Origin of the sequence: Microbacterium sp. NPDC060132, assembly GCF_042729675.1 — a bacterium.
GTDB lineage: Bacteria > Actinomycetota > Actinomycetes > Actinomycetales > Microbacteriaceae > Microbacterium > Microbacterium sufflavum.
Genome location: NZ_JBHWXU010000001.1, coordinates 274653 through 290433, shown reverse-complemented (window position 1 = coordinate 290433; position 15781 = coordinate 274653). Strand labels below are relative to the sequence as shown.

General features: G+C 72.7%; 16 protein-coding genes. 10 read left to right on the top strand and 6 right to left on the bottom strand.

The features are described 5' to 3' along the window. On the top strand, positions 1–1443 hold the full coding sequence (locus tag ACFWCH_RS01515; protein WP_378802744.1) for an aldehyde dehydrogenase family protein: 1443 nt from the start codon (positions 1–3) through the stop codon (positions 1441–1443). Between the two features lie 14 nt (positions 1444–1457). Further along, positions 1458–2180 carry a FadR/GntR family transcriptional regulator gene (locus ACFWCH_RS01510; protein ID WP_378802743.1) on the top strand — a complete coding sequence of 241 codons (723 nt, stop codon included), beginning with the start codon at positions 1458–1460 and terminating at the stop codon, positions 2178–2180. 6 nt (positions 2181–2186) lie between these two features. Here the strand turns inward: ACFWCH_RS01510 and ACFWCH_RS01505 are convergent, their stop codons facing one another. Further along, positions 2187–3254 carry a low specificity L-threonine aldolase gene (locus ACFWCH_RS01505; protein WP_136033116.1) on the bottom strand — a complete coding sequence of 356 codons (1068 nt, stop codon included), beginning with the start codon at positions 3252–3254 and terminating at the stop codon, positions 2187–2189. Between the two features lie 61 nt (positions 3255–3315). On the opposite strand from ACFWCH_RS01505, the gene ACFWCH_RS01500 reads away from it, so the two are divergent. After that, on the top strand, positions 3316–4785 hold the full coding sequence (locus ACFWCH_RS01500) for an MFS transporter (RefSeq protein WP_378802742.1): 1470 nt from the start codon (positions 3316–3318) through the stop codon (positions 4783–4785). Between the two features lie 149 nt (positions 4786–4934). Here ACFWCH_RS01500 and ACFWCH_RS01495 read toward each other — a convergent pair whose 3' ends face one another. Both ACFWCH_RS01495 and ACFWCH_RS01490 read right to left on the bottom strand, forming a co-directional pair. Then, complete coding sequence (locus ACFWCH_RS01495) at positions 4935–5594, bottom strand: SDR family NAD(P)-dependent oxidoreductase (RefSeq protein ID WP_378802741.1); 660 nt, start codon at positions 5592–5594, stop codon at positions 4935–4937. Positions 5595–5699: 105 nt separating this feature from the next. Next, positions 5700–7139 carry a DUF6421 family protein gene (locus ACFWCH_RS01490; protein WP_378802740.1) on the bottom strand — a complete coding sequence of 480 codons (1440 nt, stop codon included), beginning with the start codon at positions 7137–7139 and terminating at the stop codon, positions 5700–5702. 72 nt (positions 7140–7211) lie between these two features. On the opposite strand from ACFWCH_RS01490, the gene ACFWCH_RS01485 reads away from it, so the two are divergent. Next, positions 7212–7670 carry an Lrp/AsnC family transcriptional regulator gene (locus tag ACFWCH_RS01485; protein WP_136037198.1) on the top strand — a complete coding sequence of 153 codons (459 nt, stop codon included), beginning with the start codon at positions 7212–7214 and terminating at the stop codon, positions 7668–7670. A 90-nt stretch (positions 7671–7760) separates the two neighbouring features. Here the strand turns inward: ACFWCH_RS01485 and ACFWCH_RS01480 are convergent, their stop codons facing one another. Next, entirely contained in the window at positions 7761–8786 is a 1026-nt protein-coding gene (locus tag ACFWCH_RS01480) for a DUF5937 family protein (RefSeq protein ID WP_378802739.1), read from the bottom strand. 45 nt (positions 8787–8831) lie between these two features. On the opposite strand from ACFWCH_RS01480, the gene ACFWCH_RS01475 reads away from it, so the two are divergent. Genes ACFWCH_RS01475 through ACFWCH_RS01465 form a run of 3 tightly spaced genes read left to right on the top strand, consistent with a single transcriptional unit; the run spans position 8832 to position 10500 of the window. Then, the gene (locus ACFWCH_RS01475; protein WP_378802737.1) at positions 8832–9194 is read left to right on the top strand and encodes a cupin domain-containing protein; all 363 of its coding nucleotides are present in this window, start codon (positions 8832–8834) and stop codon (positions 9192–9194) included. 12 nt (positions 9195–9206) lie between these two features. Further along, positions 9207–9497 (top strand): DUF4287 domain-containing protein, encoded by a 291-nt coding sequence (locus tag ACFWCH_RS01470; RefSeq protein WP_247637680.1) that lies wholly within the window; start codon positions 9207–9209, stop codon positions 9495–9497. A 34-nt stretch (positions 9498–9531) separates the two neighbouring features. After that, the gene (locus tag ACFWCH_RS01465) at positions 9532–10500 is read left to right on the top strand and encodes a 1,4-dihydroxy-2-naphthoate polyprenyltransferase (RefSeq protein ID WP_247637679.1); all 969 of its coding nucleotides are present in this window, start codon (positions 9532–9534) and stop codon (positions 10498–10500) included. An 88-nt stretch (positions 10501–10588) separates the two neighbouring features. Here the strand turns inward: ACFWCH_RS01465 and ACFWCH_RS01460 are convergent, their stop codons facing one another. Together ACFWCH_RS01460 and ACFWCH_RS01455 are read right to left on the bottom strand one after the other, a co-directional pair. Further along, a complete protein-coding gene (locus ACFWCH_RS01460) occupies positions 10589–10885 on the bottom strand; it encodes a DUF4229 domain-containing protein (RefSeq protein WP_136028656.1) in 297 nt (98 codons plus the stop codon). 44 nt (positions 10886–10929) lie between these two features. Beyond that, a complete protein-coding gene (locus ACFWCH_RS01455) occupies positions 10930–11829 on the bottom strand; it encodes a hypothetical protein (protein ID WP_136028657.1) in 900 nt (299 codons plus the stop codon). 375 nt (positions 11830–12204) lie between these two features. Between ACFWCH_RS01455 and ACFWCH_RS01450 the strand changes: the two genes are divergently transcribed. Genes ACFWCH_RS01450 through ACFWCH_RS01440 form a run of 3 tightly spaced genes read left to right on the top strand, consistent with a single transcriptional unit; the run spans position 12205 to position 15724 of the window. Continuing rightward, positions 12205–13185: a glycosyltransferase family 2 protein gene (locus ACFWCH_RS01450; RefSeq protein ID WP_247637678.1), complete on the top strand. Its 981-nt coding sequence runs from the start codon at positions 12205–12207 to the stop codon at positions 13183–13185. Beyond that, positions 13182–14549, top strand: coding sequence for a polysialyltransferase family glycosyltransferase (locus ACFWCH_RS01445; RefSeq protein ID WP_378802736.1), 1368 nt, complete (start codon positions 13182–13184; stop codon positions 14547–14549). Before ACFWCH_RS01450 ends, ACFWCH_RS01445 begins: the two co-directional genes overlap by 4 nt. A gap of 5 nt (positions 14550–14554) precedes the next feature. Beyond that, positions 14555–15724, top strand: a complete 1170-nt coding sequence (locus ACFWCH_RS01440; protein WP_378802735.1) for a cytidylyltransferase domain-containing protein — start codon at positions 14555–14557, stop codon at positions 15722–15724. Positions 15725–15781 lie beyond the last annotated feature (57 nt).

Below are 15781 nucleotides of genomic sequence, written 5' to 3'. Positions count from 1 at the left end.
ATGACCTTCCCCGCCCTGCGCACCTGGATCGGCGGCGTCGCCGAGGAGAGTCCGGAGGCCGACGGCTCCTGGCTGCACGACCCGAACACCGGCGAGGCCCTCGTGCCCACCGCCTCCAGCTCCCTGGAGCAGGTCGACCGGGCCGTCTCCGCCGCCCGTCGGGCGCACGACGATGGCCGCTGGCGCGGTCTCGCTCCCGAAGAGCGCGCGGTCCGGCTAGGGGCGCTGGCCGCGTGGCTGGACGACCGTGCCGAGGAGATCGCCCGCCTCGACGCGCTCAACAGCGGGGTGCCGCTCGCGGTGACACGGCTCTTCGGCGGGGCCAACGGTGCGACCCTGCGTGACGCCGGCCGCCGAGCCGCCGTCCGCGGGGACGTCGCGGAGCTCCCCGCAGAGCAGGGCGGCGTGCGACTGCACCGTGTGCCGTGGGGACCGACCGCGCTCATCCTGCCGTGGAACGCGCCGAGCGCGATGGCCGTGAAGAAGACCGCCTTCGCGCTCGCCGCCGGAGCGACCGTGGTGCTCAAGCCCTCGTCGTTCTCGCCGTGGAGCGCGCAGCTGCTGCTGGAGGGCGTGCACGAGGCGGGCATTCCCGACGGTGTCGTCGGACTCGTGCAGGGCGGCGGCGGCGTCGGCCGTGCCCTGGTCGCCGACGAGCGCATCGCCGCGATCTCGATGACCGGCTCCACGCCGACCGGCCGCGCCATCGCCGCCGCGGCCGCGCCCCGGTTCGCCCGGCTGCAGCTGGAGCTCGGCTCGAACAACGCCGCGATCGTGCGGGCCGACGCCGACCTGGAGCAGGCGGCGGAGGCGCTCGCCGACGGCGTCCTGAAGCTGTCGGGGCAGTGGTGCGAGGCTCCGCGTCGAGTGCTGGTCGACCGCGCCCGGCGCGACGAGCTGGCCCGTCTGCTCATCGCGGCGTTCGCCCGCCGGACCATCGGATCCAGCCTCGACGACGCGACCGAGGTCGGCCCGGTGGCCTTCGCCGCCCGGCGGGACGAGCTCGACGACCAGCGGGACCGGCTGGCGGCCGCCGGCGCCGAGCTGCTGCGGGTGTCCGCGGTGCCGGAACGGGGATGGTTCTTCGCCCCCACGGTGGCGGTGCTCGACGGCCCGGGGCTCGCGGACGAGGTGTTCGGGCCGATGCTGCTCGTGGGCGGCTACGACGACGAGGACGAGGCCGTGCGCCTGGCGAACACCGGCCAGGTCGGCCTCGCCGGCTACGTGTTCGGGGCGGATCAGGAGGGGGCCGCGGCGCTGGGCACCCGCCTGGTCGCGGGCGAGGTGAAGGTCAACGGCACGAGTGTGCTCGACATGTCGCCGGCCTCCGCGCAGAGCTTCTTCGGCGCGAGCGGCCTGGGCGGGCACGGCGACGACGATGTGCTTGACTTCTTCACGGGGAAGCAGGTCGTCGGCACGGACCGCGCCGGTCTTCCCCTCTGACCGGAGGAGTGGCCATGGGCGAGCGTGACGACGCGCCGCACGACTTCTCCCGCGCCGTGCTGCACCCCGTGTCGGGCTATCAGGCCGTGGCGGGGTTCCTGCGCCGGGAGATGGCGCTCGGCCGCATCCGCCCCGGCGACCGCCTGCCTCCGGAGCGGCGTCTGGCGGAGCAGCTCGGCGTCTCGCGCGAGACGCTGCGGCAGGCGCTGCGCATCCTGGAGGGGAGCGGCCAGATCGTCATCACCCGGGGAGCGTCCGGCGGGGCGATCGTCCAGGACGCGGCGCTGGATCCGCGGCTCATCCGCGACGAGGTGCGCACGCGCTCGGCCGAGATCGGCGAGCTCACCGAGTTCCGCGAGATCGTCGAGTCCGGTGGGGCGGCGCTCGCGGCGGCGCGACGCAGCACGGCGGATCTGGAGGCGATGACCCTCGCCCAGAGCGAGCTGGCGGGGGCGGCCACCAAGGCCGAGTCCCGCATCGCCGACACGCACTTCCATCTCGCGCTCGCCGCGGCGTCGGGCAACACGTTCGTGCGCGACGCGGTGGAAGAGGCGCGCGTGCGGATGTTCGAGCCCGTCGACCTGATGAGCTTCGACTTCGTGAAGGAGTCCAGCTGGCACGCGCACGAGCGCATCCTCGATGCCGTGCGGCGGGGCGACGCCGACGCGGCCGATGCGGCGATGCGCGCGCACCTGCGCACCACGCGCGAGGAGTTCACGCGCGTGGTCGACGACTGAGACCGCTCAGGCGGTGGTGAGGCGTCCGAGCGCGTCGACGAAGGCGTCCACGTCGGACTCCTCGGTGTCGAAGCCGCACATCCACCGCACCTCGCGCCGGGCCGCGTCCCAGTCGTAGAAGCGGAACACGTCGCGCAGCCGGTCGGCAACGCCCTCGGGCAGCGTCGCGAAGACGCCGTTGGCCTGGGTGGGCTGGGTGAACTCGACACCGGCGACGGAACCGTCGGCGAGCCCCGCCTCGATGCGGGAGCGGAGCCGGGCGGCCATGGCGTTCGCGTGCCGGGCGTTGCGCAGCCACAGGTCGCCCTCGAGCAGCGCGATCAGCTGCGCCGAGACGAAGCGCATCTTCGACGACAGCTGCATGTTGAACTTGCGGGCGTAGGGCAGCCCGTCGGCGGCGGCGGGGTTCAGCACCACGATGGCCTCGCCGAGCATGGCGCCGTTCTTCGTGCCGCCGAACGTCAGCACGTCCACGCCGACGTCGCGCGTGAAGGCGCGCAGCGGGAGGTCGAGTGCGGCGGCCGCGTTGGAGAGCCGGGCGCCGTCGAGGTGCAGCTTCATGCCCCGCTCGTGCGCGTGGTCGGCGATCGTGCGGATCTCGTCGGCCGTGTAGAGGGTGCCGAGCTCGGTGGACTGCGTGATCGACACGACCAGCGGCTGCGCGCGGTGCTCGTCGCCCCAGCCCCACGCCTCGCGGTCGATGAGCTCGGTGGTGAGCTTGCCGTCGTCGGTGGGCACGGTGAGCAGCTTGAAGCCGCCGATCTTCTCGGGCGCGCCACCCTCGTCGACGTTGATGTGCGCGGTCGATGCGGCGATCACGGCACCCCAGCGCGGCAGCATCGACTGCAGGCCGGTGACGTTCGCGCCGGTCCCGTTGAACACCGGGAACGCCTGGACGCCCTCGCCGAAGTGCTGCTGGAAGACCTCCTGCAGGCGGGCGGTGTAGGCGTCTTCGCCGTACGCCACCTGGTGGCCACCGTTCGCGGCGGCGATCGCGGCGAGGACCTCGGGGTGGATGCCGGAGTAGTTGTCGCTGGCAAAGCCCCGCAGAGCGGGGTCATGGGGGATGCTCACCGGTCAAGCCTAATCGCGGTTCCCCTACCGGATGTCCGAGCCCCGCCCTACCCTCGAACCCATGGAGCGCACCGCGGCGAAGACGGCCTTCGCGAACGTCCTCGTCAACACGTTGATCGCCAACGTGACGACGAGCTTCCTCTGGTTCGCCCTCACGTTCTGGGTGTACATCGAGACGCGGTCGGTGCTGGCCACCGGGATCATCGGCGGCGCCTACATGCTGTTCGTCGCGTTCTTCGCGATGTTCTTCGGCACGATCGTCGACCGGCACCGCAAGCACCGGGTCATGCTGCTGTCGAGCGTCATCTCGGCGGTGGCGTTCCTGATCGCGGGCGTGCTCTACGTGTGGCAGCCCGAGGCGGCGCTGCTCGACCTGGGCGGCCCGTGGTTCTGGCTGTTCTCTGGCATCATCCTGTTCGGCGGCGTGATCGAGCAGCTGCGCAACATCGCGCTGTCCACCACGGTGACACTGCTGGTGCCCGAGGAGAAGCGGGCCAACGCGAACGGCCTGGTGGGCACGGTGCAGGGCATCGCCTTCCTGGTCACGAGCGTGTTCTCCGGCCTGTCGATCGGGTTCCTCGGCATGGGGTGGACGCTGGGGATCGCGATCGTGGCGATGGCGCTCACCTTCGCGCACCTGCTGTTCATCCGCATCCCGGAGTCCGAGCCGGAGGTCGACCCCGAGGCGAAGAGCGCGGTCGACTTCCGCGGCAGCGTGCAGGCCATCCGGCAGGCGCCCGGGCTGTTCGCCCTCATCGTGTTCTCCACGTTCAACAACCTCATCGGCGGCGTCTACATGGCGCTCATGGACCCGTACGGCCTCACGCTGTTCGATGCGCAGATGTGGGGCTTCGCGCTCGCGTTCTCCTCCACGGGCTTCCTCATCGGCGGCGGGCTGGTCGCGAAGTTCGGCCTCGGCAAGAAACCGGTGCGCACGATGCTGCTCGTGGTGATCGCGATGGGACTCCTCGGCGCGATCTTCATGCTGCGCGAGTGGTGGCCGCTGTACGTGCTGGGCATGTGGGTGTACATGGCGCTGGTCCCTCCGGTCGAGGCCGCCGAGCAGACGGTCATCCAGAAGGTCGTGCCGTTCACGCGACAGGGGCGGGTGTTCGGCACGGCGGCGGCGATGGAGGCCGCGGCCGCCCCGATCACGGCCTTCCTCATCGCGCCGATCGCGGAGTACGTCGTGATCCCGTACATGGACACCGCCGAGGGGCAGCGACAGTGGGGGTGGCTGCTCGGCGAGGGCGAGGCGCGCGGCATCGCCCTCATCTGCCTGTTCGCAGGACTGATCATGGTCGTCGCGGCGACGCTGGCGTTCTTCACGCGGTCGTACCGTCACCTCACCGAGCTGTACGCGACGGCGCCGGATCAGGCGCCCGACGCGACGGACGAGGGCACCGACCCCGCGGCACACGATCCTCTCGGTGAGCGGCAGGAGACGGGCGACGCGCGCGACGGCCGCGCGCACGGCCATCACCCCGATGCGCCCCCGGTCGTCCGCGGCATCCCGCCCGAGTCCCGCTGACCCACACGGACGCAGCCCCGCCCGGAGCCCGCCCGCCCGCAGCCCGCCCGTCCGCCGTCCGCAGCCCGCCGTCCGCAGCCCGCGCGTCCGCAGCCCGCGCGTCCGCAGCCCGCCCGTCCGTCGCCCGTAGTCCGCGCGACGTCGGAGGCTCAGTCCAGGTCGATGATCCGGTCGTTGAGCTCGGCCGCGTCGTCTTCCCACAACGCCGCGACCCGGGCGGCGAGGGCGGCGGGGTCGAGCGCCTTCGCGCGGAACACCACCGCGGCGGCGCGCAGCGGCTCGCCGGCGTCGCGCGCGGCCTTCGCGTACCCGTGCGCGACCGCGCGCGTCCACGCCTCGCTCGCCGCCTTCACCGCCGCGTAGTTCGCGCCACCGGCGAGGGGGCGCGCGACCGCCGTCGACGACACGACCGCGAACCGCCCGGCCGGCGAGGCGCGCAGGGCCGCATCGAAGGCCCGGCTGGTCGCCCGCACCGCCTCGAGCGCCGGGAGCAGCGCGTCGAAGTCCTCGTCGCTCTGTCCCGCGAGACCTCCGCCGCCGCGCCAGCCGCCCACGAGCGGCACCACGGCATCGACGGGTCCGAGCCGCTCCGCGAGCGCGGTCATCTCCGCGAGGGAGGTCGCATCGGCCACCCGGGTCTCGGCTCCCGCGTCGGCGAGAGGGGTGAGGCGTTCGGCCGAGCGGCCGGTCGCGACCACCCGTGCGCCGGCGTCGTGCAGGGCCCGGGTGACGGCGAGTCCCGCGGCGCTGGTGGCCCCGGCCAGGAGCACGGTGCGTCCGCGCGGTCCGTGCGGCGTGGTGTCGGTCATGCGATCACTCTCCTCCTGTCGAGAAGGCCTCTGCGGCCGGACCCGGATTCGGGTCTCCGGCCGCAGAGGCTGTGCGCCCCAGCGTCACAACGGTGGCGGTGCGGATCAGTCGTCCGTGCCGCGGATGCCGACCGTCGATTCGATGACGGGCTTCATCTTCTTGTCGAGCGTCTCGAAGAACATCGACAGGGGGAACTCGTCGTCCATCACCGCGTCGGTGTAGCCCTTCGGGGCGCCGGCGAGGATCTCGTCCGAGAGTCCGCGTGCCCACTGCGAGGCGGGGTGCGGGGTGAGCGTGCCGCGCACGAGGTCGTAGGCGGCGAGCCAGTGCGCGACCTTCGGACGGTCGATCGAGTGCCAGTACAGGTCGTCGATCGCATCACCCAGCGCCACGACCGCGTCGGGCACGCTGTCCCAGTCGAACGCCAGGGCCGTGTCGGTCCAGTGCAGCACGCCGCGCTGGTGCAGCCACGCGAACAGCAGCTGGCCGCCCACCGCGTCGTAGTTGCGGACGCGGGTGCCGGTGATCGCGAAGCGGAAGATGCGGTCGAAGATCACGGCGTACTGCACCAGGTGCGCGTACTCGTGCATCTCGCGCTCGGTCTCGGTGAGCTCCTCGCCCGCCGCCACGCGGGCGTCGAGGGCGCGCTCGATCTTGACCGACTCGCGGAACGCGGTCATGTCGCAGCGCATCTCCTCCAGCGAGTACAGGAAGAACGGCATCCGCTGCTTGATCATGAACGGGTCGAACGGCAGGTCGCCGCGCATGTGCGTGCGGTCGTGGATGATGTCCCACATCACGAACGTCTTCTCGGCCATCTCCTGGTCGTCGAGCATCGCGGCGGCGCGCTCCGGCAGCTCCAGGTTCGTGATCCCGGCGGCGGCGCGCACGACCCGGCGGTAGCGGGCGGCCTCGCGGTCCTGGAAGATGGCGCCCCACGTGAACGTCGGGATCTCGCGCATGGCGACGGTCTCGGGGAACAGCACGGCGGAGTTGGTGTCGTAGCCCGGGGTGAAGTCGACGAGTCGCAGCGAGACGAACAGCTTGTTGCCGTAGTCGCCGGCCTCGAGCGCGGCGATGAACTCGGGCCAGATGGTCTCGACGATCAGCGCCTCGACCAGGCGATCGCTGGAGCCGTTCTGGGTGTACATCGGGAAGACCACGAGGTGGCGGATGCCGTCGATGCGGTGCTGCTGCGGCTGGAAGGCCACGAGGGAGTCGAGGAAGTCCGGCACGCCGAAGTCCTCCGACGCCCAGCGCTCGAAGTCGGCGACGGACGCGGCGAGGTAGTCGGCATCGTGCGGGAAGGCGGGCGCGAGTGCGCGGATGCTCGCGGTGATCGCGCCGACGAGCGCGCGGGCGTCGTCGTGGTGCGCGGCCTCGGGGATCGAGCCGTCCTTGATCTGCAGCTCGCGCAGCGCGATGGCGGCCGACTTCAGCTGGGTCCAGGCGGCGGACTGCTCGGCGGTCGACGCGTCCTCGACGACCTCGGGTTCGCCGACGATGGCCTGGACAGCGGAACTGTTGGCGGAAACGAGGGACATCGGAACCTCCGATCGCAGTGTTTAACGGAAAGATTCCGGCGAATACGGAATCCTGACGATAATCTTACAGCCATGGATGATTCTGTCGACCGCGCGATCCTGGCCGCGATCTCCCGTGACGGCCGCGCCACGCTGTCCCAGCTGTCCGAGGCCGTCGGCCTCTCGGTCTCCGCCGTGCAGTCCCGCCTGCGCCGCCTGGAGACGCGCGGGGTGATCTCCGGCTACCGAGCGATCCTCGACCCGGAGCAGGTGGGCACTCCGCTGTCGGCGTTCATCGAGATCACCCCGCTCGACCCCGCCCAGCCCGACAACGCGCCGGAGCTGCTCGAGCACCTGGGCGCGATCGAGGCCTGCCACTCCATCGCGGGGGAGGCGAGCTACATGCTGTTCGTCCGCGTTCCGACCCCCCGCGACCTGGAGCAGCTCGTGCGCGACGTCCGGCTCGCCGCCAACGTGAGCACCCGCACGACGGTGGTGCTGCAGACCTACTACGAGCACCGCCCGATCATCCCGGTCGGCGCCGGGGAGTAGTCCACCGCCGCAGCGCGCACCGTCGGCCGGCATCCGCGTCGCGTCGCCGCTGTCTGCGCGGTCGAACGACCGCGCGCTGACCCGCCCGCGTCAGAGCGCCGCGCCGACCACGGCCTCGCCGAGCGGGGTGCGCAGGTGCAGCATGCGGCTGCCGCGGCGCTCGCTCGCGATCAGCCCCGACTCCCGCAGCACGGTCAGGTGGTGCGACGCCGTCGACACCGCGATCCCGGCCTCCACGGCGACCTGCGACGTGGTGCGCTCGGCGCCCGCCCGCAGCAGGATGCCGGCGCGGGCCGGGCCGAGCAGGGCACCCAGGGCCGACTCGACCTCGGTGGTGTCGCGCGCCCACCCGGCCGTGACCCCGCGGGCCGGATAGAAGAGGGTCGGCTGCGCGGGCGGCTCGGTGAGCACCATGCAGCCCCACGACGACATCACGGAGGGCACGAGCACCAGTCCGCTGCCGCGGCAGTCGACCCGCTCGCTGTGCCGCCGCAGCGACACCCGCACGGCGCCGTCGCCCCACGACACCTGCCGATGCAGGTCGCTCGCCATCCCCGCGATGCCCGACGTGGCGATCGCGCGCGCCCGCACCGCGATGTCCGCGCGCAGGAGTCGTTCGAGCTGCGGCCAGACCGGGTCCAGCGCCACCTCCCACAGCTCCGACCAGGCGTCGGCGATCCGCGCCCTGGCCCGCGCCGGATCGTCCCGCATGTCCCGCAGCGCCTCGCGTCGACGGCCGGCGGAGCGCTGCACCATCTTTCCGAGGTCCACGCGCATGGGCTCCAGCGCGGTCGTGCGGAACGCCGCGAGCTCCGCCTCCGGGGTGAGGTCCCACCGCGGGGTCGTGGTGAGGAAGTCGGGAAGGTAGCCGTCGTCGCCGATCACCGCGGCGAGCAGCGCGAAGCCGTCGCGCGGCAGCCGTTCGCGCACGCCGCGCAGCCACCCCCACTGGAGCGGATGCGCCGCCAAGCGGAGGAGAGCGCGGACGGCGTGGGCCAGTTCGTGGCCGGGGGAGACACCGAAGCGCACCGCCTCCATGTCACCGGGACTCAGGTGGAACTCGACCCGGTGATCCGGGTGCTCCCGCCCCTCGATGGGTGCCGTGTTTCGATCCACATCGAAACACTAGGGGCCCGCGGGTGCGCTGTCGAGACTGGGCACATGACCACCACACCCGCTCCCTCGTCGCTCGTCCGCGACGCCGACCTCCGCATCGGCACCGGCCGCAGCCGCCGGTTCGTCGGGGCCGAGCACGGCGCCGACGTCTCCTACTTCTTCGTCGAGAATCAGCCGGGCGAGGGTCCAGGGCTGCACTGGCACCCGTACTCGGAGACCTGGGTGGTGCTGGAGGGGACCGTCCGCCTCCGCGTCGGCGACCAGACCCTCCTCGCCGGACCGGGCGACACCGCCACGGTCGCGGCCTTCACGCCGCACGGCTTCACGAACGCGGGGGAGGGGCTGCTGCGCATCCTGTGCATCCACGCCTCCGCCACCATCGTCCAGACCTTCCTCGACAACGACTGATCAGGAGAACCCATGTCCTTCCAGGCCTACCTCGACAAGGTCGAGACCCAGACCGGGCTCACGCCCCGCCAGTTCATCGAGCTCGCCCGCGCCCAGGGCTTCGACGAGGGCACGAAGTCCACGGTCGTGCTCACGTGGCTCAAGCAGGAGTACGGTCTCGGCCACGGTCACGCGCAGGCCATGACCCACGTCATCCTCAAGGGACCGAAGATCAGCGACAAGCACGTCGGCACGGCAGGCTCCCACAGCGATGCGTCCGACACCCTGTGGCTCGACGGCAAGGACAGCAACCCGCACCGCTGAGGGTCCCCTCGCCGCGCGGACTAGGATTTCGTGCGTGGCAGCATCCTCCCGGCGCAAGAAGAAGAGCGGCACCCGAACCCGACCGCACACCAGCGGAAACCCGGCCAAGCGGCCCGTGGTCGAGGCCGGTCCGGTCACCGTCTCCGACTGGATCGGCGCCGCACGACTGCGCACCCTGCCGCTGGCGGTCGCGCCGGTCGTGATCGGCACGGGCGCCGCGCGCAGCACGGGGCCGGAGTTCCACTGGGTCATCGCCCTCGCCTGCCTCGCGGTCGCGGTGCTGCTGCAGATCGGCGTGAACTTCACGAACGACTACAGCGACGGGGTCCGCGGCACCGACGCCCACCGTGTCGGTCCGGCGCGGCTGACGGCCTCCGGGCGGGTGAAGCCGCGCACCGTGCTGATCATCGGGCTCGTGTTCTTCGCGCTCGCCGCGGCGGTCGGCCTCGCGATCGTGGTGCGCACGGAGCAGTGGTGGATGCTGGCCGTCGGCGCCGCGTGCATCGTCGCGGCGTGGTTCTACACGGGCGGCAAGCGCCCCTACGGCTACTACGGCCTGGGCGAGGTGTTCGTCTTCGTGTTCTTCGGGCTGGTGGCGACGCTCGGCACCACGTGGGTGCAGATCTTCGCACTCCCGCAGCAGGCGTGGCTGGGGGCGATCGCGGCCGGCCTGTTCGCGTGCGCGGTGCTGCTGGCGAACAACCTCCGCGACATCGAGCAGGACCGCGCCGTCGGCAAGCGCACGCTCACGGTGCTGATCGGGCGGCGTGCGACCCAGGTGCTGTTCACCCTGTTCGTCCTCGCGCCGTTCGGGATCGCGGTGTTCCTGGCGCTGCTGTTCCCGATCGCGTGGATCGCGCTGCTCGCGCTGCTGGCGGGGCTGCCCGCCGTGCTGATCGTCTGGACGTACCGTCAGCCGCGGGAGCTGGTGACGGCACTGGCCCTGACCTCGCTCACGTCGCTGCTCTACGCGGGCGCGCTGTTCTGGGCGTTCGTCGGCTGATCTGGACGTTCATCGGCTGGTCTCGGCGTCCGTCGTGATCCGGGCGTCCGTCGCGATCTCCGCGTCCGTCGGTTGACCGCGGAAGGGCTCAGTCGCGGCGGGTCTCGTCGGGGGCGGCGTCGATCGCCTCGTCCTCCGCATCGGCATCGGCCTGCTGACCCGACACGCGGCCCTCGCGCCGCTCGTGCAGACGCGCCGAGGCGTCGGACAGCGGCGTGCGCAGGAACAGCATCGAGATGCTCGCCCCGATGAGGGCGGCGAAGATGGCGGCGAGCCACCAGAACTCGCGGAAGATCGGGAAGAAGAACCACAGGATCGCCAGCGGGACGAGGAATGCCAGCAGGCGCAGCACGGTGTAGACGAGGAGGGGGGCGGGCTTCTTCACTCCCTCAGTCTACGTTCGCCCGCCGATGTGCCAGCCGCCGCCGCTCACCCGGGGAGGTCGAGCGCGGAGAAGGGGATGCCGCGGACGACGCGTCGCCACGGGTGCTCGCCGAGCGTCCACAGCACCCCCGCCTCGGGGTCGAGGGCGAGGTCTTCGCATCCGGCGGGCAGCGGAACGGGGTGTCGCCGCCAGGAACCGTCGCGATCGGTCCACAGGGCTCCGGGGTGCAGCAGATCGGACTGCGACACGAAGCGCGTCTCACCCCAGCGCACGGCGCCCTGCAGGTGCCGGAGGCCGGGCGCGACCCGGTCGCGCTCCACGAAGCGGGGCTGCGCGGCGCTCGGGATGTCGAACTCGCCGACCACGCCGCGGTCGTTCCCGCGGTACTCGCCGATGAGCACACGGGGCAGGGGAGTGCCGTCGGCCGTGAACACCCGCCCGAGGAACGAGCAGCGGAGGTCGACCGGGTGCTGCGCCGTGCGCACGGCGACGAGCACGGTGCTGCGACCGCCGCGGCGGCGGCTCCCGGCCAGGCGGTGGGCGTCGGAGCCGCGCACCCGGCGGAGCCGCGCCAGGTCGAACTCCCAGATCCCCTGGCCCGTGGCCGCCGCGAACAAGCGGTCGTCGAACCACGCGAGGCCGCCGGCGTGGATCGGGGCGGGCTCCAGGCGGCCGTCCTCCCCGGGGACGGCGAGCACCACGTCGAGGTGACGCGACCGGTCGAGGTCGATCATCGTGACCCGGGAGGCGAGGTGGCGGCCCGCCCTGTCCTGGCGGAACCAGCTCACCGCGAGCGTGCGTCGTCCGCGCAGCCGGCCCACGTCGATGCCCTGGGGATACCAGCGCTCTGTCCACGTGCGCGCGGACAGCCAGCGCAGGTCGATCCCGGTGCTCCGGCGGCGCCGTCGCACCGGTCGCCAGATCGTTCCGAACGGCCAGAGCATGGGGTCCATGGTCGCGGATGCCGGGTGACCGCGCCAATCGACGCGGCTCCCCGCATCGATTCGGCATCTCGTGGAGAGGTATGTATCATGTTACGTGTTGAGTGTTGATCTTCATGGAGTCGCTCTCGACGCACACCCCTCGGCCCGCTGGTGGGGGCCAGTAAACCGCGGGGTGGGCCGGCACCGCACGGTGTCGGTTTCCCGGGTGCTCGCACCCGGCAGTGCAACGCACTGGGGGTGTGGTTCGTTCGGGTGCGGACCACACCTCAGCGTTGTGCCTGCCGCGCCTCGCGTCACCCGCCGTTCACCGTGACGTCGCCGACCGGACACGCGCGACTGCGACGATCTCCGCACACCGCCCACCCCGGGAGTTCCGTGCGCACGCCCCTCGTCACCGTCATCCTTCCCGCGAAGGACGCCGGACCCTACATCGGGACGACCCTCGAGACCCTCACCCGGCAGTTCGACGACCCGCACGATCTGCAGCTCGTGGCGATCGACGACGGCTCCCGCGACGACACGCGCGCTCTCATGCAGCACTACGCCGACCGGTTCCCGCGCGCCAGGGTGGTGCACAACCCGACGCCGCGCGGCCTGGCGAGCGCCCGCAACCAGGGTCTCGCGCTCGTCGAGGGCGAGACGTTCTGCTTCCTTGACGGCGACGACTGGTTGCAGCCGCGGCGGCTGGCCGTGCTGGCCTCTCGCCTGCGCGCGCTGCGCTGCGACTTCGTCCGCACCGATCACGTGACCGTCACCGGCACCCGCCGCACGCTGGTGCGCGCGCCGTTCCCCTGGCGCGAGACCGTCGCCCCGCCGCGGAGCGCCATCCTGCCCGCCGACGAGCCGACCATGGTCGACTACCCGTACGCGTGGGCCGGGCTGTTCCACCGCCGCCTCCTCGACCGGGGCCTGGCCGGGTTCCCGCCCGGACTGTTCACCGCGGAGGACCGGCCGTGGATCTGGCGGCTGCACCTGGAGGCCTCGTCGTTCGCGGTCGTCGACGCCCCGGCACTGCTCTACCGCCGCGGCGTCGCGGGCTCGCTCACCCAGATCGCCGACCGGCGGCAGCTCGACTTCGCCGAGGCCCTGTCCCAGGTCGTCGCCCTGGCGCAGCGCGACCGCGACGCCGAGCGCTTCCTGCCCAAGGCCGTGTGGACCGCGCTCGCGCTCAGCTCGCACCACCTGGTGCGCTCGCGGCGCATGTCGCCGCCGGTGCGCGCGGAGATGCGGTCGCGCATCCGCGAGCTGCTCCGCGGTCTCCCCGCGCCGGAGGTCGCCGCGGTGGTCGAGCGGCTCGACGCGCCCCGGCGCCGCGTGCTCGCGCGCACGCTCCGACGTGCGGGGCACACGCCGTGACGCGGGTCTTCGCGCTGCACAGCGCCTACGGTCTCGCGACCGCCGTCGCCGCGATCGACAGCGGCCTCCTCGATGGGCCGACCGCCGCGCGCCCCGAGCAGGTGCTGGTGCCGTTCACCTCGTCGCGCGTCCCCGAGCTCGCGGTCGGCATCGACGCCGACCCGGCCCTGAGTCGGCTGCGCGCCCGGTTCGACCGCATCGAGCCGCTGGGAGACCTCCTCGGCCCGCTGCACCCCAGCGCGTGGGAGCCCCCGGAGGGCGAACTGCCCGTGCTCGGTCGGCTGATCGCCCGGGCCTGGGGCATCGACCCCCGCGACCTGGAGCTGTGCGTGCAGAGCCCGCAGGTCGCTCCGGCGCGGACGCTGTTCGGGCTGTTCCCCGACGCGCGTCTCACGATCGTGGGCGACGGCCTCATGACGTATGCGCCGATGCGGGTGCGGCTGCCGCACACCGTGACGGCACGGATCGGCCGTGTGGTCTACGCCGACGTCGTGCCCGGCGTGCGTCCGCTCGTCGCGTCGCCGACCGCCGAGACGGTGCCGGTGCCGCCCGCGGCCTTCGCGGCGGCGCTGCGCGAGACCGCGACGCCGGAGGTGCCGACGGTGCCGGCGGACCCGGAGCCGGGACCGTCCACCGTGCTGGTGCTCGGGCAGTACCTGTCGGCGCTCGAACTGCAGACACCGGCGCAGGAGATCGCGCTGCAGCAGAGCCTGGTCGACCGGGCGGCTGCGTGGGAGCCGCAGCGCATCGTGTTCAAGCCCCATCCGGCGGCGCCACCCCTGCTCACCGATGCCGTCCGTGCCAGGGCGCAGTCGCTCGGCATGGCGTTCGAGGAGCACCGCGGCACGGGGCCCGCGGAACTGGCGGCCGAACGCCTCGATGCGCGAGCCGTGGTCGCGGCGTTCTCCACCGCGCTGCCGACCGTGCACACGGTGTTCGGCCGCGACATCGGTGCCGCCGGGACCGCGGACCTGCTCGGCACGCTCGCTCCGTTCGAGAACAGCAACCGCATCCCGCTCACGATCGTCGACGCCCTCACCCGCACCGACGCCGCGCGCCCGGAGCCGCCCGAGCTGCAGCGCCTCGTCGATGCGGTCGGCTATGCCATGCAGCCGCTCGTCGCCGAGCACCTGCGAGAGCGCGCGGAGGAGTTCCTGCGCGACCTCGACGACGACGAGCGCCGCCGGTACTTCTCGGCGGAACGCCTCACGCAGCTGCGGTTGCCCGGCGCCGCGCCCGCGACCCTGCGACAGCGCCTGCGGCACCCCGCGGGCGGCATCGGGCGGATCGAGGAGTGGCGGCTGACGGCGATCGGGGCACGGCGTCGCGCCGGTCGCGCGTGGCGGGAGATCCGGGGAGGATGACGAGCATGCAGCAGACAGACGAGGGAGCGCCGCGGACGGTGGCGATCATCCCGGCGCGCGGCGGGTCGAAGCAGATTCCGCGCAAGAACCTGGAGCGCGTGGGCGGGGTGCCGCTCGTGGCCAGGGCCGTGCACGCGGCAACGGCCGCCGCGGGCATCGACGCGGTCGTGGTCTCCACCGACGACGACGAGATCGCGGCGGTCGCGGAGGCCGCGGGCGCGCGCATCGTCCGGCGCCCCGCGGAGCTGTCGGGCGACACCGCGTCGTCCGAGGCGGCGATCCTCCACGCGCTCGACGAGCTCGAGCGCCGGGGAGAGTCGTTCGCGGTCGTCGCGTTCGTGCAGGCCACGTCGCCCTTCGTGCCGAGCGTGGAGCTGTCCGCCGCCGTCGACGCGGTGCGGAAGGGCACGGCCGACAGCGCGTTCGCGGCCGTCGAGACGTACGGCTTCCTGTGGCGCACGGGGCCCGACGGGGAGGCGGAGGCGCTCAACCACGACGCGAGCCACCGTCCACGGCGCCAGGACCGCGAGCCGCATCACCTCGAGACCGGGGCGTTCTACGTGTTCCGGGCGGACGGGTTCCGCCGCAGCCGGCACCGCTTCTTCGGTCGCACCCGCATCATCGCGGTGCCCGAGTGGAGCGCGATCGAGATCGACGACGCGGAGCAGCTCGCGGCGGCGCGGGCTCTGGCGGCCCTGCGCGAGACTCCCGCGCGGATCCCGGTGCGCGCGGTGGTCACCGACTTCGACGGCGTCCACACCGACGACACCGCGATCGTCGACGCCGACGGAGGGGAGCGGGTACGGGTGAGCCGGGAGGACGGCATGGGCGTCGCGCTGCTGCGCCGCGCCGGCGTGCCGATGCTGATCCTCTCCACCGAGGTCAACCCGGTCGTGCGGGCGAGGGCCGACAAGCTGCGCGTCCCCGTGCTGCACGGCATCGACGACAAGGAGGACGCGCTGCGGCGGTGGGCGCAGGAGCAGGGCATGCCGCTCGCCGACATCGCGTACCTCGGCAACGACGTGAACGACCTCCCGGCGATGCGCATCGTCGGGTGGCCGGTCGCCGTCGCCGACGCGCATCCCCTCGTGCGGGCCGAGGCCAGGGTCGTGCTGCACCGCCGCGGGGGAGACGGTGCGGTCAGGGAGCTCGTCGAACGCGTGTTGTCGAGCTGACCGCCCCCGGTAACCCTCCGGTCGAGGGCCGTTCACCCGCGGCGCGTACTCAGGAAG